The organism is Mycobacterium sp. (assembly GCF_052143115.1).
Taxonomy (GTDB): Bacteria; Actinomycetota; Actinomycetes; order Mycobacteriales; family Mycobacteriaceae; genus Mycobacterium.
This window is the reverse complement of record NZ_JBKQTQ010000053.1, coordinates 26,056-43,112: the sequence shown is the minus strand read 5'-3', so window position 1 is coordinate 43,112 and position 17,057 is coordinate 26,056. Positions and strand designations below refer to the sequence as shown.

Below are 17,057 nucleotides of genomic sequence, written 5' to 3'. Positions count from 1 at the left end.
GGGACGCGCGTGATCTCAAAAGTGTTGGTGGCCAATCGCGGCGAGATCGCCATTCGTGCGTTCCGCGCCGCCTACGAGCTCGGTGTCGGCACCGTTGCGGTCTATCCCTACGAAGACCGGAATTCGGTGCACCGCCTCAAGGCGGACGAGTCCTACCAAATCGGGGAGATCGGCCACCCGGTGCGGGCTTATCTTTCGGTCGACGAAATCGTCGACACGGCTCGACGTTCCGGCGCCGACGCGGTTTATCCCGGTTACGGGTTCTTGTCGGAGAACCCCGAGCTGGCGGCCTCCTGCGCGGACGCGGGTATCACATTCGTCGGCCCTAGCGCCGAAGTGCTTGAGCTGACCGGCAATAAGTCCCGCGCGATCGCGGCCGCGCGCGAGGCCGGTCTGCCGGTCCTCAGGTCGTCGGCGCCGTCGGCATCTGTCGACGAACTGGTGTCCGCCGCCGCGGACATGCAATTCCCGTTGTTCGTCAAGGCGGTGGCCGGCGGCGGGGGCCGCGGGATGCGGCGTGTCAGCGATCCGGCCGCGCTGCCTGAGGCCATCGAAGCTGCCAGCCGAGAAGCCGAGTCGGCGTTCGGGGATCCGACGGTCTACCTCGAGCAGGCGGTGATCAACCCACGCCATATCGAGGTTCAGATCCTGGCCGACACTCACGGGAACGTGATCCACCTCTACGAGCGGGACTGCAGTGTGCAGCGACGCCACCAGAAAGTCGTCGAACTGGCCCCCGCTCCCAACCTGGCTGAGGAGTTGCGCGCCAAAATCTGTTCCGACGCAGTGGCTTTCGCCCGGCACATCAACTACAGCTGTGCGGGCACCGTGGAGTTCTTGTTGGACGAGCGCGGGCATCACGTCTTCATCGAGATGAATCCACGTATCCAGGTTGAGCACACCGTTACCGAGGAGATCACCGACGTCGATTTGGTTTCCAGCCAGCTGCGGATCGCCTCCGGTGAGACCCTCGACGATTTGGGTCTGCGCCAGGAGACGGTCCGGCCGCATGGCGCTGCGCTGCAGTGCCGCATCACCACCGAAGATCCGGCCAACGGGTTCCGGCCCGACACCGGCCGGATCAGCGCCTACCGCAGCCCGGGCGGGGCGGGCATCCGGCTGGACGGCGGAACCAATCTGGGCGCTGAGATCAGCGCACACTTCGATTCCATGCTGGTCAAGCTGACCTGTCGGGGCCGTGACTTCCACACTGCGGTGAACCGGGCACGGCGCGCGATCGCCGAGTTCCGGATCCGTGGCGTGTCGACGAATATCCCGTTCCTGCAGGCGGTTCTGGACGACCCGGACTTCCAGGCCGGCCGCATCACCACCTCGTTCATCGACGAGCGCCCGCAGCTGCTCACGGCACGATCGTCGGCCGATCGCGGCACCAAGATCCTCAACTACCTCGCCGACGTCACCGTCAACAAACCACATGTCTCACGACCGTCGACGGTGTATCCGCACGACAAGCTGCCCGACGTCGATCTGGAGGTCGCGCCACCGCCGGGCTCTAAGCAACGGCTGGTCGAGTTGGGGCCTGAGGGTTTCGCGCGCTGGCTCAGGGAGTCGCCGGCGGTAGGCGTCACCGACACGACGTTCCGCGATGCCCACCAGTCGCTGCTGGCGACACGTGTACGCACCAGCGGTCTTGTGATGGTCGCGCCCTACATCGCCCGGACCATGCCGCAGCTGCTGTCCGTGGAGTGTTGGGGGGGTGCGACTTACGATGTCGCGCTGCGCTTCCTCAAAGAGGACCCCTGGGAACGGCTGGCCGCGCTGCGTGAAGCGATGCCCAACATCTGCCTGCAGATGCTGCTGCGAGGCCGCAATACCGTTGGCTACACACCGTATCCGGAGCTGGTTACGTCGGCGTTCGTGGAGGAGGCGACGGCCACCGGTATCGACATCTTCCGGATTTTCGACGCGTTGAACAACCTTGAGTCGATGCGTCCAGCTATCGACGCGGTGCGCGAAACAGGCTCTGCGATAGCCGAAGTCGCGATGTGCTACACCGGCGACCTGTCTGACCCGGGTGAGCAGCTTTACACGCTCGACTACTACCTGAAATTGGCTGAGCAGATCGTGCACGCCGGCGCACATGTGCTCGCCATCAAAGACATGGCCGGATTGCTGCGGCCGCAGGCGGCACGGCAATTGGTCAGTGCGTTGCGCAGTCGCTTCGACCTGCCCGTGCACGTGCACACCCACGACACACCGGGCGGCCAGCTGGCCAGCTACGTGGCTGCCTGGCAGGCGGGCGCCGACGCAGTGGACGGTGCCGCCGCGCCGATGGCGGGAACGACCAGCCAGCCGGCGCTGAGTTCGATCGTCGCCGCCGCCGCGCACACGGAGTACGACACCGGTCTGTCGCTGTCGGCGGTGTGCGCACTGGAGCCTTACTGGGAGGCGCTGCGAAAGGTCTATGCGCCCTTCGAATCTGGGCTGCCCGGCCCGACGGGACGGGTGTATCACCATGAGATTCCGGGTGGGCAATTGTCGAATCTGCGCCAGCAGGCCATTGCGCTGGGGTTGGGGGATCGGTTCGAGGAGGTCGAAGAGGCCTACGCCGGTGCCGACCGGGTGCTGGGCAGGCTGATCAAAGTCACGCCATCGTCGAAGGTGGTCGGTGATCTGGCGCTGGCGTTGGTTGGCGCGGGCCTGAGTGCAGACGAATTCGCCGCAGATCCAGGGCGATTCGATATCCCGGAGTCAGTATTGGGATTCTTGCGTGGCGAGCTGGGTGACCCGGCAGGTGGGTGGCCCGAACCGCTGCGCACCAAGGCCCTGGCCGGCCGGGGCCCGGCCAAGCCTGTCGAGCAACTCACGCCGGAAGATGAGGCCACCCTCGCACTGCTTGGCGCGAAACGCCAAGCCACCCTCAACCGGCTGCTATTCCCCGGCCCAACAAAGGAATTCGAGGCGCACCGGGAAAGCTACGGCGACACGTCGCGGCTGTCCGCCAACCAATTCTTCTACGGCCTGCGCCAAGGCGAAGAACACCGGGTGCAACTGGAGCCCGGCGTGGAACTGCTGATCGGCTTGGAGGCCATCTCCGAGCCCGACGAACGCGGCATGCGCACGGTGATGTGCATCATCAACGGTCAGCTGCGGCCGGTGGAGGTGCGTGACCGCAGCATCGCGAGCACGATTCCGACCGCGGAGAAGGCTGACCGGGCCAACCCCAACCACATCGCGGCACCCTTCGCCGGGGTCGTCACCGTCGGCGTCTCCGTCGGCGACCGGGTGAGCGCCGGCCAGACCATCGCCACCATCGAGGCAATGAAGATGGAAGCGCCGATCACTGCGCCCGCCGACGCCACCGTGGAGCGAGTAGCGGTGTCCGCCACCGCCCAGGTAGAGGGCGGGGATCTGCTGGTGGTGCTCACCTGACCGTGCCGGCGACGATGCAGAGCAAGAGAGCGATGTGGGGGCACCTCCCGCTTGCGGGGGAGAGGAGCGGCGCTTGTGACTCGGATCATCGGCGGCGTCGCCGGGGGACGGCGGATCGCGGTACCGCCGCGGGGTACCCGGCCGACCACCGATCGGGTCCGCGAATCGCTGTTCAACATCGTGGCCGCCCGGCGAAACTTCAACGGTATGTCTGTCCTGGACCTATACGCCGGCTCGGGTGCGCTGGGCCTGGAGGCGCTGTCGCGCGGTGCGACGTCGGCGCTGTTCGTCGAGTCCGACCACCGCGCGGCGGCCGTGCTCGCGCGCAACATCGCCACCCTCGACCTGCCCGGCGCGACGCTGTGTCGCGGGTTGGTGACGGCCGTGCTGGCGGCCGGGGCCGCAGCGCCGGTCGATCTCGTCTTGGCCGACCCGCCTTACGACGTCGAGACGGCCGACGTTCAGGCCGTTTTGGCCGCTCTGACCACACACGACTGGGCTCACGAAGGAACGCTCGCCGTTTTTGAACGCGCGGCCGGCAGCACGCCGCTGAGTTGGCCGACTGGGTGGCATCCCTGGCAGCAGCGGGTTTACGGCGACACCCGTTTGGAGCTGGCCGAATGGCTCTGAGTCAGGTGTAGCGTCATCGCACATGACCGCCGGCGACGATGCAGAGCGAAGCGATGAGGAGGAGCGGCGTGATGGCTGCGCCGGCGACGATGCAGAGCGAAGCGATGAGGAGGAGCGGCGTGATGGCTGCGCCGGCGACGATGCAGAGCGAAGCGATGAGGTGGGGGCACCGCCCGCTTGCGGGGGAGAGCGGCGCAAATGAGCGGCGCGGTATGCCCGGGGTCATTTGATCCGGTCACGTTGGGCCACATCGACGTTTTCGAACGCGCCTCGGCCCAGTTTGACGAAGTGGTGGTGGCGATTCTGGTCAACCCCGCAAAAAAAGGCATGTTCGACCTCGACGAGCGGATCGCGATGATCAAGGAGTCGACGGCGCATCTGCCCAACCTGCGGGTGGAGGGCGGGGAAGGTCTGGTCGTCGACTTCGTCACCGCGCGCGGGATGACGGCCATCGTCAAGGGGCTGCGCACCGGCACCGACTTCGAATACGAACTGCAGATGGCGCAGATGAATAAACACGTCGCCGGTGTCGACACCTTCTTCGTGGCAACCACACCGCGGTATTCGTTCGTGTCGTCATCGTTGGCGAAAGAGGTCGCGCTGCTTGGCGGTAATGTCTCCGAGCTGCTGCCCGAGCCGGTCAACCGCCGGCTGGCCGAAAAACTGCGCCAGCGCGGCCGGGCGTAGCTCCGGCCGCGCTAGCGGATTGGTTTCGTCAGCTCTCGGCGAGCGCGCTGTGCAGTGACTGCTTCGCTTCGTTGATCGCAGTCAAGACCTTGGTTCGAGCCTCGGCGAGTTTCGCCTTCTGCTCATCCGTGCCCGACCACACGATGGTCCGCGCTAGCCCGGCGAGTTCGAAGAGTCCCCAACGGATCTTGATGACATCGCCGAACTTTGCGGCGCGACCCAGGAACGCGTGGGTGGTCTCACTGCTGATGCCCTTCCACGCCAACACATTCGTGCCCAGCTCGGTCAGGGTGGCCACCCCGTCGTTGACCGTCACGAAGCCGCGGCCGGCCAGTAGTCCGATAGCGAGCTCGACGACCCCCTGCGGAGGAGTGAAAGCGCCCTCGGTCGCCTCGGAAACGCGCTGCACAATCTGCTCGGCGTTCGCCGGCCCGTCGAGCAGCAATGCTGCGGTGCCGATCACTGCCCGCTTGCGGGGCCCACCGAAGCCGTGCCCACCGAAGCCGTGCCCGCCGAAGCCGTGCCCACCGAAGCCGTGCCCACCGAAGCCGTGCCCACCGAAGCCAGGTCCGCCCCAGCCGTGCCCGCCGAAGCCTGGGCCACCGAAGCCGGGACCGCCGAAGCCAGGTCCGCCGAAGCCGTGCCCACCGAAACCCGGTCCACCCCAACCGGGGCCACCAGAAAATCCACCACCGAACACCCTTGTTCTCCTTCAATTAACGGCGACTAGCCAACCGACTCAGTCGCCAAGGTTTATATCTAGTTCCTTGATACGCGGCCGGCCAATACGTGTCAAGAAACTTGATATGAAGGTTGGATGCGGACGCGGGCGCCTGTCCGGTACTGACTCACCGGGCGACGCGCTGCCTAATCGGTGCCTTGGACCACGTATCCATGCCAGCATGGACGAGATGAGCGAACCCGAGGATCAACCGCTGGGCTTTCTGGTGCGCCGGTTGATGGGGCGACTGCGACCCCAGGCGGCGACGGCGTTGCGACCGCTGGGGCTCGGATTGCCGGAATTCGTCTGCATGCGCATTCTCGATGCGTATCCGGGCCGTACCAGCGCCGAGCTGGCGCGGCACACCTACGTCACTGCGCAAGCGATGAACCAGGTTTTGCAAGGGCTGCAAGATATGGGCGTTGTTACCCGCCCCGCGACAGCGCCGTTAGGCCGCGCACTGCCGGCCCAGCTCACCCGCAAGGGCAGGGCGGTGCTCAAGCGCGCGGAAGCGGCCGTCGACGCCGCCGATGAACAGATGCTGGCGCATCTCAGCCCTGCCGAACAACGCCAACTCAAGCGGCTGCTCTACCGCGCCGGGAATCCGTCAACTGACGATGCCTCATCGTGTGACTCTCCCGCCGAATTGCGGGTCGACCAGAAGTAGCCGCCCGCGGCTGCTGGCCACGCTACTAATGGCAGTGATCGTGATGGTCGTGTTCCGTGTCTGGGGAGCCGCCCATCATGCGCAGCATCGGGATGCCGCCCGTCGTCACGAACCGTATAACGAGCACCGTGGCCAGTGCGAGGAAGGCGATATTGAGCCAGGTGGTGTAGTTCAACGAAATGCCGGCGTGCATCACCGTTGCATTGCGTTGCGAAGGAATGAGACTCGCTGCGCCGAAAACCAATTCGACGAGGTAGCCGGCCACGACCATCGCAGCGTAGAAGGTGCCCAGCAGCATCAGCATCATCGCAGTGCCGTAGTACTTGCGGTAGATATTCAAGATCGGCAGGATCAACAGGTCGGCGAAGATGAACGCGACGACGCCGCCGAAGCTGATACCGCCGTTCCACAACACCGCGGCCAGCGGCACGTTGCCGATCGAACAGACGAACGAGACGATCGCGACGACGGGTCCCACGATCGGTCCCCACAGCGTCGACAAAACCGGGTGGTCAACGAAAAAGAAGTGTTGCCAGAATGATTCGGGCACCCAGGCCGCTATGGCACCCGCGATCAGCAGCCCCAGAATCAGATCGCGAAGGATCGCGCTCCATTCCATGACAAACACATGGGAGACCGAGGTAAAACCTTCCCGCGATACCAACCGCCGCCAAAACGAGCCCTCACCTTGAATCGACATGTCCATGGCCGCATGGCCTTCCATCGACCCGGCTAACCCCCGATCGGCCTGTCGACGGGCAGCGTCAATGAGCCGCGAGCGCACGAACAGCCGGAACAGCACAGCCAGAACCACGATCATCAATGGGCCGCCGACGAATTCCGCCGCGGTGAACTGCCAGCCCATCAGCAGAGCCAGGATGATGCCCAACTCCACCACCAGATTTGTAGAGCCGATCTCGAAGGCCATGGCGGCGGTGAAATTGGCGCCCTTGCGGAACAGCGACCGGGCCAGGGCCACCGCGGCATACGAGCACGACGACGACGCGGCGCCCAGTCCGGCCGCGATCGCCAGGGTGCGGGGCCGGTCGTCACCCAGCAGAGCCACCACGGTCGATCGACGCACGACAGCCTGTACCACCGCCGAAAGGGCGAAGCCCAGGATCAACGCCCACAGGATCTCCCACGTCATCGACCCCGCCAGCGTTAACGCATGCCCAACCGCTCCCGCCGCTTCCTCTACCACCACAGCCTCCACTTCGGCCTTTGCGCCTACCTTGGCTCTATCAAAGTACCCCCAGGGGGTATCTTGTCCCCTTGTGCGGCCGTCGGCCCCTTCAGGCCGCGCCGATTCATGATTGCTGTAAATCTGCCCGAGCCGACATAATGACACCAAGTGTGCAGGTGAGTGGGCGCAGCTCCGGTCGCTTAATGCCCGACACACCGGGCCCGGCAACCCAGTCACAGGTGTAACACCAGGCACACTGGTAACAACAACGATGCCGGGAGGGTGTTGCCGTGTACCGAGTATTTGAGGCGCTCGACGAGCTGGGCGCCATTGTCGAAGAAGCTCGTGGTGTGCCGATGACCGCGGGCTGCGTGGTGCCCCGCGGCGACGTGCTCGAACTGATCGATGACATCAAGGACGCGATCCCGGGCGAGCTGGATGACGCCCAGGACGTGCTCGACGCCCGCGACTCGCTGCTGCACGAGGCCAAGGCGCACGCGGACTCCGTGGTGTCCTCGGCCAATACCGAGTCCGACTCGATGCTCAACCACGCCCGCACGGAGGCCGACCGGGTCTTGGCCGAGGCGAAGGCGCAGGCCGACCGGATGGTGGGCGAGGCGCGCCAGCACAGCGAACGAATGGTTTCCGAAGCACGTGAGGAAGCGGTCCGTATCGCGGCGGCGGCCAAATGCGAGTACGAGGCCACCACAGGCCGCGCCAAGACGGAATGCGACCGGCTTGTCGAAAACGGCAACATCTCCTACGAGAAAGCCGTGCAAGAGGGCATCAAAGAACAGCAGCGCCTGGTCTCCCAGACCGAGGTCGTGCAATCGGCCAACGCCGAGTCCACCCGACTCATCGATGCGGCGCACGCCGAAGCCGACCGGCTGCGCGGTGAATGCGATATCTACGTCGACAGTAAGCTGGCCGAGTTCGAGGAGTACCTCAACAGCACCCTGCGCTCGGTCAACCGCGGCCGCCATCAACTGCGGACGGCGGCTGGCGTGCACGACTACGCGCAGCGCTAGCCCTGGTACCGGCGACACCAGGCGGCTGGTGGCCGCCCGTAGGATTGCCGCTATGGCCCGGCAGCACAGCCAAACGGCGCAGCCGAATCCGGGCTCGCCGCTAGCCGTCAACATCGCGCGGCTGGGACGACGCCCGGGATCGATGTTTCCCCTGCACAACGTCGTGTCCAGCCCGTCGCGCATCGGCCTGGAAATGATCGGAATCCAGGTCGGCGCGCCGTTGGAGCTCGATCTCCGCGTCGAATCGGTGTCCGAAGGTGTGCTGGTGACCGGGACGCTGACCGCGCCCACCACCGGCGAATGTGCCCGCTGCCTCACACCGTTCAGCGGGCGCGTCGAAGTCGCGCTGATCGAGCTGTTCGCCTATCCGGACAGCATCACCGACGCGACGACCGACGACGACGAGGTCGGTCGGGTCGTCAACGACATCGTCGATCTCGAGCAGCCGATCATCGACGCAGTGGGACTGGAACTGCCGTTCTCGCCGGTGTGCCGGGCGGATTGCCCGGGCCTGTGTCCGCATTGCGGCATCCCGCTGGCAACCGCCGAGCCCGGTCATCACCACGACGAGATCGACCCGCGCTGGGCCAGGCTGGCCACAATGTTGCGGACCGACGACGACGGGGGCGCGGAGTGAATGACCTGCTCGACGCGCTCGGCGTCGATCTGCCCGATGAGCTGCTGACCCTGGCGCTGACCCACCGCAGCTACGCCTACGAGCACGGCGGTCTACCCACCAACGAGCGCTTGGAGTTTCTCGGCGACGCTGTCCTCGGGCTGACCGTCACTGACGAACTGTTCCACCGACACCCCGACCGCTCGGAGGGGGATCTGGCCAAACTGCGCGCCAGCGTCGTCAACACCCAGGCGTTGGCCGAAGTCGCGCGGAATCTCACCGAGCAAGGACTCGGCGCGCACCTGCTATTGGGACGCGGCGAGGCCAACACCGGTGGGGCCGACAAATCCAGCATCCTGGCAGACAGCATGGAATCGCTGCTGGGAGCGATCTACCTGCACCACGGTATGGACGGCGCGCGGGAGGTGATCCTGCGGCTATTCGGTCCCCTGCTGGACGCCGCGCCGTCCCTGGGCGCCGGATTGGACTGGAAGACCAGCCTGCAGGAGCTGACCGCAGCCCGCGGCCTGGGCGCACCGTCGTATCAGGTCAGCTCGACCGGACCCGACCACCACAAAGAGTTCACCGCCGTCGTGATCGTGACCGACACCGAATACGGATCGGGTGTGGGCCGATCGAAGAAGGAAGCCGAGCAGCATGCTGCGGCAGCCGCCTGGAAAACCCTGAGCGTGCTCGACAGCGCGTGATCTAGATGCCCGAACTACCCGAGGTTGAGGTGGTGCGGCGCGGCTTGCAGGCCCATGTGGTGGGCAGAACCATCACCGCCGTCCGAGTGCATCACCCCCGTGCAGTGCGCCGCCACGAGGCCGGCCCCGCCGACCTGACCGCGCGGCTGCTGGACGCCCGGATCACCGGCACAGATCGGCGCGGAAAGTATTTGTGGCTCCTGTTGGACGAGGGCGACTGCGCGCTCTTGGTCCACCTCGGCATGAGCGGTCAGATGCTGCTCGGGACGGTGCCGAACGCGGGCCACCTGCGGATCGCGGCGGTCCTCGATGACGGTACAACGCTGAGCTTCGTCGATCAGCGCACGTTCGGCGGGTGGTTGCTTGCCGAGATGGTGACGGTGGACGGCAGCGTGGTTCCGGCGCCCGTCGCCCACTTGGCGCGCGATCCTCTCGACCCGCGATTCGACATCGACGCGGTGGTCAGCGTGTTGAGGCGCAAGCACTCCGAGATCAAACGCCAGCTGCTCGACCAGACCGTGGTGTCGGGCATCGGCAACATCTATGCCGACGAAGCGTTGTGGCGCGCCAAGGTGAACGGCGCGCGCGTCGCCGACACGCTGACCCGTCGGCAGCTGGCGTCAGTCCTAGAGGCGGCCGCCGAGGTGATGCGCGACGCACTGGCGCAGGGCGGCACCTCGTTCGATTCGCTCTACGTCAACGTCAACGGTCAATCCGGCTACTTCGACCGGTCGCTCAACGTGTACGGCCGCGAGGGTGAACACTGCCGGCGCTGCGGGGCGGTGATCCGCCGCGAAAAGTTCATGAATCGCTCGTCGTACCACTGTCCGCGGTGCCAGCCGCGTCCGCGAACGCTGCGGCATTGACGACTATCCGGCGCGCCGAGATCGACGTTGGAGCGTCGTCAGTCGAGTTTTCGTGCTCTAGTGTCGATCTCGACGCATGCCAAATCGACTGAAACGCAAGCACGCAGTGAGTGGAATCGATCTCGCTGAGGTCGTCGCCAAACTGGAAGGTCCTAACCGGACGGCTTCGGTCATCGACGCCGGTTGCACGGATTTGTCGGCGATACCGGCACAGTGGCGCGCTTATCGGGGTCGAGTGAGTCGATGGCCGCGCTGGCGCGTCGAGTCGACGCTAGCGTCACGCTCGCTTAAATTTCCTGCGCTGGCGTCGATCTCGACGCAAGGCGTTTGGCGCCTGGTCCCGCCACGCCTGTTCTATGAGTTCTTGAGCGCGGGCGCTGTCCAGGCTGCCCAACCGGACCTGCAGGTAGGTGTCCGGGTTGGCATTGGCAGCGGGCTCGGCGGCGTCTTCCGACATGCAGAAGATCGCGGTGTCCTCGTGCTGGCCCATTCCCAGAAACGCGAACCTTAAACCGGAAGTGCGACGTCTCCGTCACCTCAGGCAAAGCCGTCACCGACCATCGGATGTCTTCGGTCGTGATCACTCGTTTCATCTTGGTGCTTGACCCGGGACGATGGTGCCCGTTCGCTAATGCCCGCGCTGCGAGATCAACCTTAGAGCGACATAAGTCGACTTTTCGCGCTCTGCCGGTCGATCTCGGCGCGTGGCGAGCCGGTAGAAAGAACCCATGACGGAACTGTGGGTGGAACGCACCGGGGTGCGCCGCTATACCGGGCACAGCTCGCGCGGAGCCCAAGTACTCATCGGCTCCGAGGACGTCGACGGGGTATTTACTCCCGGCGAGTTGATGAAGATCGCGCTCGCCGCGTGTAGCGGGATGTCCAGTGACCACCCGGTGGCCCATCGCCTCGGCGACGATTACCAGGTGACGATTCGGGTGTCCGGCGACGCCGACCGCGAGCAGGAGCGCTATCCGCTGCTGCAGGAGACCCTCGAAATCGACATGGCAGGGTTGTCCGAGCAAGAAAAGGAGCGCCTGCTGGTTGTGGCCAACCGGGCCATCGACCAAGTCTGTACTGTCGGCCGAACTCTGAAATCCGGCACGACGATCACCTTCGAGGTAGCCGATGTCGGAGCCTGACTCGGAAGCTGACGGCGTACGCCTTACCGCCTGGGTGCACGGGCGGGTGCAAGGTGTTGGCTTCCGGTGGTGGACTCGCTCGCGGGCGCTGGAACTCGGACTGACCGGCTACGCCGCCAACCGTCCCGACGGGCGGGTGCAGGTGGTCGCGCAGGGCTCACGTGACGCGTGTGAACGGTTGTTACGCCTGTTGCAGGACGGGAAAACGCCTGGCCACGTCGACAACGTTGTCGTCGATTGGTCGCCGCGCGGCGAACCGATCAGCGGGTTCACCGAGCGGTAGTCTGGCACGCCGTGTACCTCAAGAGCCTGACGCTGAAGGGCTTCAAATCCTTCGCCTCGCCGACGACGCTGCGGTTTGAGCCCGGCATCACCGTAGTCGTCGGGCCCAACGGGTCGGGCAAATCCAACGTTGTGGATGCGTTGGCCTGGGTGATGGGGGAGCAGGGAGCCAAGACGCTGCGGGGCGGCAAGATGGAAGACGTCATCTTCGCTGGGACGTCGTCGCGGGCTCCGCTGGGCCGCGCCGAGGTCGTTGTCACCATCGACAACTCCGACAATGCCTTGCCGATTGAATACTCCGAAGTGTCGATCACCCGCCGGATGTTTCGCGACGGCGCCAGCGAATACGAAATCAACGGCAGCAGTTGCCGTTTGATGGACGTCCAGGAGCTGCTGAGCGACTCCGGCATCGGCCGTGAGATGCATGTCATCGTCGGGCAGGGCAAGCTGAACGAGATCCTGGAATCACGGCCGGAGGATCGGCGGGCATTCATCGAAGAAGCCGCCGGTGTGCTCAAACACCGCAAGCGCAAGGAAAAAGCCGTCCGCAAGCTCGAGGCGATGTCGGCGAACCTGGCCCGGCTCACCGATCTGACCACCGAACTGCGCCGCCAGCTCAAACCGTTGGGCCGGCAGGCCGAGGTGGCTCGCCGGGCCCAGACCATCCAGGCCGATCTGCGCGATGCCCGGTTGCGGCTGGCCGCCGCCGACGTGGTCGTCCGGCAGGCCGAGCTCAACGACACCAACCAGGCCGAGGCCGCGTTGCGCCGCGAACACGACGAAGCCGCGGCCCGGGCGGCGGTGGCGTCCGACGAGCTGGCCGCGCAAGAAGCCGCGCTGGCGTCCCTGTCTGAACGTGCCGAGTCAGGTCAGCAGACCTGGTTCCGGTTGTCCGCCTTGGCCGAACGGGTAAGCGCGACCGTGCGCATCGCCAGCGAGCGTGCTCAGCATCTGGACGTCGAGCCGACCACGACCGGCGGACCCGACCCCGATGCGTTGGAGGCGGAGGCTCAGCAAGTGGCCGCCGCCGAGCAGCAGCTGCTGGCCGAGCTGGCCGCAACCCGCACCCGACTTGACGCCGCGCGAACTGAGCTGGCCGGCCGTGAGCGTGATGCCGCCGAAGCCGAACAGGCTCACCTGGCGGCGGTGCACGCAGAGGCCGACCGCCGCGAGGGCCTGGCCCGGCTGGCCGGCCAGGTCGAGACCATGCGCGCGCGCGTCGAGTCGATTGATGACAGCGTGGCCAAGTTGTCGGAGCGCATCGAGGAGGCCGCCGCCCGCGCCCATCACGCGCAGGTCGAGTTCGAAACCATGCAGGGCCGGGTCGGTGAGCTCGACCAAGGCGAAATCGGCCTCGACGAGCACCACGACCGGATGGTGGCGGCCTTGCGGCTGGCCGACGAGCGGGTCGCCGAACTGCAATCGGCCGAGCGTGGCGCCGAACGCCAAGTGGCTTCGCTGCGGGCCCGGATCGACGCGTTGTCGACCACGCTCGATCGCAAGGACGGCGCTGACTGGCTCACCCGAAATCGCGGCGGCGCCGGGCTTTTCGGGTCCGTGGCAAAGTTGGTCAAGGTGCATTCGGGTTATGAAGCCGCACTTGCTGCGGTCCTTGGCGCAGCCGCTGATGCGCTGGCCGCCGACAGCTTCAGCGCGGCGGCTTCCGCGGTGACCGCGCTGAAGCAGGCCGACGGCGGTCGTGCGGCCATTGTGCTCAGCGACTGGCCGACCATAGAAGACCCAGCGCCGGCGACGTACCCCCTGCCCGACGGCGTGCGGTGGGCGCTCGACCTGGTCGAGGCGCCGGCGAGGCTGCGTGGCGCGATGATCGCGTTGCTCTCTGGCGTCGCGGTGGTCGGCAACCTCACCGAGGCAATGGATCTGGTGGCCGCCCGCCCGCGGTTGCGCGCGGTTACCCGCGACGGTGATCTGGTGGGTGCCGGCTGGGTCAGCGGCGGGTCCGACCGCAAACCGTCCACGCTGGAGATCACCTCCGAAATCGCCAAGGCGCGTAGCGAACTGGCGGCATCCGAGACGCAGGCCAGCCAGCTCGCCGCGGCGTTATCCGGGGCGCTGAGCGAGCAGGCCGCTCGCCAGGACTCCGCCGAACAGGCGTTGGCCGCGCTCAACGAGTCGGACGCCGCGATCTCGGCGATCTACGAGCAGCTCAGTCGGCTGGGCCAGGACGCCCGCGTCACCGAAGAGGAGTGGCGCAGGGTGCTGCGCCAACGTGTGGAGTTAGAGGCCGGACGCGCTGAAACCCTGGCCGAGCTCGGTGAACTCGAGACCCGGCTGCGCAACGTCGAACAGACACAACACGTCGCGGCCGAGCCGGTCAACCGGCAGCAAATTGCCGCGGCGGCCGACGCGGCTCGCGGGGTCGAGGTGGAGGCCCGGTTGGCGGTGCGCACCGCCGAGGAGCGCGCCAATGCCGTTCGCGGACGCGCGGATTCGCTGCGTCGCGCCGCCGCCGCGGAACGGGAGGCGAGGCTACGTGCCCAGCAGGCCCGCGCCGCGCGTGAGCACGCGGCCGCGGTGGCCGCTGCGGTGGCCGACGCCGGGCGGCGGCTCGCCGGGCGGCTGGATCAGGTGGTCGCGGCCGCGTCGCGCAACCGCGACGTGCTCGCCGCCGAACGCCAGCAACGGTCGGTTGCCATGGCGGCGGTCCGCGAAGAGGTGAACGCACTGGGCACCCGGATCGCTGCGCTTACCGAGTCGTTGCACCGCGACGAGGTGGCCCAAGCACAGGCGGCGCTGCGGATCGAGCAGCTTGAGCAAATGGTGCTCGAGCAGTTCGGGATGGCGCCAGACGATCTGGTCGCCGAATATGGCCCGCAGGTTACGCTGCCGCCGACCGAACTCGAGCTCGCCGAATACGAGCAGGCCCGCGAGCGTGGCGAGCAGGTGACCGCGCCGGCGCCGATGCCGTTCGACCGGCCCACCCAGGAACGTCGCGCCAAACGCGCCGAACGAGAGTTGGCCGAGCTGGGCCGGGTCAACCCGTTGGCGCTCGAGGAGTTCGCGGCGCTGGAGGAGCGCTATAACTTCCTGTCCACCCAGCTCGAGGACGTCAAGGCCGCGCGCAAGGACCTGCTCGACGTGGTGGCCGACGTCGACGCCCGTATCCTGCAGGTGTTCGCCGACGCGTACGCCGATGTGGAACGCGAGTTCCACGGGGTGTTTGCCGCCCTATTCCCCGGCGGAGAGGGTCGGTTGCGGCTCACCGACCCCGACGACATGCTGACCACCGGCATCGAGGTCGAGGCCCGTCCGCCCGGCAAGAAGATCAAGCGGCTATCGCTGCTGTCCGGTGGGGAGAAGGCGCTGACCGCGGTCGCGATGCTGGTGGCGATCTTCCGGGCCCGTCCGTCGCCGTTCTACATCATGGACGAGGTAGAGGCGGCGCTCGACGACATGAACCTGCACCGCCTGCTCGGCCTGTTCGAACAGTTGCGAGCACAGTCGCAGCTGATCATCATCACCCACCAAAAGCCGACGATGGAGGTTGCCGACGCGCTCTACGGCGTGACGATGCGCGACGACGGCATCACCGCGGTGATCTCCCAGCGGATGCGCGGCCAGCAGGTCGACCAGCTGGTCACGACTACATAGCGAGGAACACCTTGTCGGAAGGTCTGTGGATCGCGATCGCGGTCACCGCGGCGCTGATCGTCATCGCCGCATTGGTACTGGGTCTGGCCCGGTATCGCCGGCGGCAGATCAGGCTGTCGGCCCGCGAGCAAACCGCCACCCTCGATCGTTCGGGCGGCTACACCGCGTCGGCAGGAATCACCTTCAGCCGCACCGAAGCTCCGGAGCGGATCGATACCACCGGCCTGCCCGCCGTCGGCGACGACGCGACCATTCCGCGCGATGCTCCGAAGCGTCCGATCTCCGATGTCCAACTGCCCGAACCGGATACCGTCACACCGCCACCGGTCGAGGCACCTGCACCCGAGCCGGTAGCGCCGGACGTCGAGGCCATCGCACCGCCCGAAGGACGGTTGGAGCGACTGCGCGGCCGGCTTGCCCGGTCACAGAATGCGTTGGGCCGCAGCCTGTTAGGGATCCTCGGCGGTGGCGATCTCGACGAAGGCTCTTGGGAGGAAGTAGAGGACACCCTGCTGGTCGCCGACTTAGGCCCGACGGTAACCACGTCGGTGGTGACGCAGCTACGCGACCGGCTCGCCAGCAAAGACATACGCACCGAGGCCGATGCCCGGGCGGTGCTGCGTGAAGTGCTGATCACTGAGCTCCAACCCGGCCTGGACCGATCCGTCCGCGCGTTGCCGCATGACGACCACCCCTCGGTGCTGCTGGTCGTCGGCGTGAACGGCACCGGCAAGACCACCACCGTCGGCAAACTGGCGCGGGTGTTGGTCGCCGACGGCCGACGGGTGGTGCTGGGCGCCGCCGACACTTTCCGGGCCGCCGCCGCCGATCAGTTGCAGGCCTGGGCCGCACAGGTGGGCGCTGAAGTGGTACGCGGGGCCGAGGGCGCCGACCCCGCCTCGGTGGCGTTCGACGCCGTCGACAAAGGCATCGCCGCGGGCGCTGACGTCGTGGTGATCGACACCGCCGGTCGGCTGCACACCAAAACCGGCTTGATGGACGAGCTCGGCAAGGTCAAACGGGTGGTGATGAGGCGCGCGGCGGTCGACGAAGTGCTGCTGGTGCTCGACGCCACCATCGGGCAGAACGGGCTGGCACAGGCGCGGGTGTTCGCCGACGTCGTCGACATCACCGGAGCGGTGCTGACCAAGCTGGACGGAACCGCCAAGGGCGGCATCGTTTTCCGGGTCCAGCAGGAACTGGGGGTGCCGGTGAAGCTGGTCGGGCTCGGGGAGGGACCCGACGACCTTGCGCCGTTCGAACCCGCCGCCTTCGTCGACGCCCTGCTCGGTTGACCGAAGGGTCGGACTCAAGCGACGTGAGCTCGCATGCATACCGCCGAAGAGGGATGCAACATCTTTTCACGCGGAGTTGCGCTTATGCTCGCGAATTGGTCTCTCCCGCAGGCGATTACATCGCTCAACCGATAGCGAACGTGCTTGCCGAACTTGACGTAAGGTGGCGCTAGTCGGGTTGCGCTGCTCAATGTGCCACCGGATAGGGCAGGCTTTCATGTCCTG

The 17,057-nt window shown here is 66.5% G+C and carries 16 protein-coding genes and 1 pseudogene; 13 read left to right on the top strand and 4 right to left on the bottom strand.

Translation table 11 applies throughout. The features are described from left to right. Positions 1 to 9: 9 nt before the first annotated feature. From ACLQI9_RS06150 to coaD, 4 genes and pseudogenes are all read left to right on the top strand, one after another. The gene (locus ACLQI9_RS06150) at positions 10 to 3,393 is read left to right on the top strand and encodes a pyruvate carboxylase (RefSeq protein WP_442382093.1); all 3,384 of its coding nucleotides are present in this window, start codon (positions 10 to 12) and stop codon (positions 3,391 to 3,393) included. Positions 3,394 to 3,468: 75 nt separating this feature from the next. Next, positions 3,469 to 4,023, top strand: a complete 555-nt coding sequence (gene rsmD / locus ACLQI9_RS06145; protein ID WP_442382092.1) for a 16S rRNA (guanine(966)-N(2))-methyltransferase RsmD — start codon at positions 3,469 to 3,471, stop codon at positions 4,021 to 4,023. Between the two features lie 71 nt (positions 4,024 to 4,094). After that, positions 4,095 to 4,217 (top strand): annotated as a pseudogene (locus ACLQI9_RS06140) (sirohydrochlorin chelatase); the annotation flags it as partial. 4 nt (positions 4,218 to 4,221) lie between these two features. Further along, positions 4,222 to 4,710: a pantetheine-phosphate adenylyltransferase gene (gene coaD, locus ACLQI9_RS06135; RefSeq protein ID WP_442382091.1), complete on the top strand. Its 489-nt coding sequence runs from the start codon at positions 4,222 to 4,224 to the stop codon at positions 4,708 to 4,710. Positions 4,711 to 4,738: 28 nt separating this feature from the next. Here the strand turns inward: coaD and ACLQI9_RS06130 are convergent, their stop codons facing one another. Together ACLQI9_RS06130 and ACLQI9_RS06125 are read right to left on the bottom strand one after the other, a co-directional pair. Then, entirely contained in the window at positions 4,739 to 5,008 is a 270-nt protein-coding gene (locus tag ACLQI9_RS06130) for a hypothetical protein (protein ID WP_442391303.1), read from the bottom strand. Further along, positions 4,950 to 5,378 carry a pentapeptide repeat-containing protein gene (locus ACLQI9_RS06125; protein ID WP_442391306.1) on the bottom strand — a complete coding sequence of 143 codons (429 nt, stop codon included), beginning with the start codon at positions 5,376 to 5,378 and terminating at the stop codon, positions 4,950 to 4,952. The genes ACLQI9_RS06130 and ACLQI9_RS06125 overlap by 59 nt, the downstream gene beginning before the upstream one ends. A gap of 243 nt (positions 5,379 to 5,621) precedes the next feature. Here ACLQI9_RS06125 and ACLQI9_RS06120 point away from each other — a divergent pair, with 243 nt between their 5' ends. After that, positions 5,622 to 6,098 (top strand): MarR family winged helix-turn-helix transcriptional regulator, encoded by a 477-nt coding sequence (locus ACLQI9_RS06120; protein ID WP_442382110.1) that lies wholly within the window; start codon positions 5,622 to 5,624, stop codon positions 6,096 to 6,098. Between the two features lie 25 nt (positions 6,099 to 6,123). Here the strand turns inward: ACLQI9_RS06120 and ACLQI9_RS06115 are convergent, their stop codons facing one another. Further along, positions 6,124 to 7,302 carry a permease gene (locus ACLQI9_RS06115; RefSeq protein ID WP_442382088.1) on the bottom strand — a complete coding sequence of 393 codons (1,179 nt, stop codon included), beginning with the start codon at positions 7,300 to 7,302 and terminating at the stop codon, positions 6,124 to 6,126. 272 nt (positions 7,303 to 7,574) lie between these two features. Between ACLQI9_RS06115 and sepIVA the strand changes: the two genes are divergently transcribed. The 4 genes from sepIVA to mutM are packed head-to-tail and all read left to right on the top strand — an operon-like array spanning position 7,575 to position 10,501. After that, positions 7,575 to 8,312, top strand: a complete 738-nt coding sequence (gene sepIVA, locus ACLQI9_RS06110) for a cell division protein SepIVA (protein ID WP_442391301.1) — start codon at positions 7,575 to 7,577, stop codon at positions 8,310 to 8,312. Positions 8,313 to 8,364: 52 nt separating this feature from the next. Further along, positions 8,365 to 8,949, top strand: a complete 585-nt coding sequence (locus ACLQI9_RS06105; RefSeq protein WP_442383721.1) for a YceD family protein — start codon at positions 8,365 to 8,367, stop codon at positions 8,947 to 8,949. Further along, positions 8,895 to 9,635 carry a ribonuclease III gene (gene rnc, locus ACLQI9_RS06100; protein WP_442383733.1) on the top strand — a complete coding sequence of 247 codons (741 nt, stop codon included), beginning with the start codon at positions 8,895 to 8,897 and terminating at the stop codon, positions 9,633 to 9,635. Before ACLQI9_RS06105 ends, rnc begins: the two co-directional genes overlap by 55 nt. A gap of 5 nt (positions 9,636 to 9,640) precedes the next feature. Then, positions 9,641 to 10,501, top strand: a complete 861-nt coding sequence (gene mutM / locus ACLQI9_RS06095; protein ID WP_442383719.1) for a DNA-formamidopyrimidine glycosylase — start codon at positions 9,641 to 9,643, stop codon at positions 10,499 to 10,501. A gap of 277 nt (positions 10,502 to 10,778) precedes the next feature. Here mutM and ACLQI9_RS06090 read toward each other — a convergent pair whose 3' ends face one another. Beyond that, on the bottom strand, positions 10,779 to 10,991 hold the full coding sequence (locus ACLQI9_RS06090; RefSeq protein WP_442383717.1) for a hypothetical protein: 213 nt from the start codon (positions 10,989 to 10,991) through the stop codon (positions 10,779 to 10,781). Positions 10,992 to 11,229: 238 nt separating this feature from the next. On the opposite strand from ACLQI9_RS06090, the gene ACLQI9_RS06085 reads away from it, so the two are divergent. Genes ACLQI9_RS06085 through ftsY form a run of 4 tightly spaced genes read left to right on the top strand, consistent with a single transcriptional unit; the run spans position 11,230 to position 16,832 of the window. Beyond that, positions 11,230 to 11,643: an OsmC family protein gene (locus tag ACLQI9_RS06085; protein ID WP_442383715.1), complete on the top strand. Its 414-nt coding sequence runs from the start codon at positions 11,230 to 11,232 to the stop codon at positions 11,641 to 11,643. Further along, on the top strand, positions 11,630 to 11,926 hold the full coding sequence (locus tag ACLQI9_RS06080) for an acylphosphatase (RefSeq protein ID WP_442383713.1): 297 nt from the start codon (positions 11,630 to 11,632) through the stop codon (positions 11,924 to 11,926). Before ACLQI9_RS06085 ends, ACLQI9_RS06080 begins: the two co-directional genes overlap by 14 nt. A gap of 11 nt (positions 11,927 to 11,937) precedes the next feature. Next, positions 11,938 to 15,537: a chromosome segregation protein SMC gene (smc, locus tag ACLQI9_RS06075; RefSeq protein ID WP_442383711.1), complete on the top strand. Its 3,600-nt coding sequence runs from the start codon at positions 11,938 to 11,940 to the stop codon at positions 15,535 to 15,537. Between the two features lie 11 nt (positions 15,538 to 15,548). After that, positions 15,549 to 16,832: a signal recognition particle-docking protein FtsY gene (gene ftsY / locus ACLQI9_RS06070; protein ID WP_442383709.1), complete on the top strand. Its 1,284-nt coding sequence runs from the start codon at positions 15,549 to 15,551 to the stop codon at positions 16,830 to 16,832. Positions 16,833 to 17,057 lie beyond the last annotated feature (225 nt).

Coding starts and splice junctions, on each gene's coding strand:
- coaD (WP_442382091.1), top strand. CDS start 4,222: ATGAGCGGCGCGGTATGCCCGGGGTCATTTGATCCGGTCACGTTGGGC.
- ACLQI9_RS06120 (WP_442382110.1), top strand. CDS start 5,622: ATGAGCGAACCCGAGGATCAACCGCTGGGCTTTCTGGTGCGCCGGTTG.
- ACLQI9_RS06105 (WP_442383721.1), top strand. CDS start 8,365: ATGGCCCGGCAGCACAGCCAAACGGCGCAGCCGAATCCGGGCTCGCCG.
- mutM (WP_442383719.1), top strand. CDS start 9,641: ATGCCCGAACTACCCGAGGTTGAGGTGGTGCGGCGCGGCTTGCAGGCC.
- ACLQI9_RS06090 (WP_442383717.1), bottom strand. CDS start 10,991: ATGGGCCAGCACGAGGACACCGCGATCTTCTGCATGTCGGAAGACGCC.
- ACLQI9_RS06085 (WP_442383715.1), top strand. CDS start 11,230: ATGACGGAACTGTGGGTGGAACGCACCGGGGTGCGCCGCTATACCGGG.
- ACLQI9_RS06080 (WP_442383713.1), top strand. CDS start 11,630: ATGTCGGAGCCTGACTCGGAAGCTGACGGCGTACGCCTTACCGCCTGG.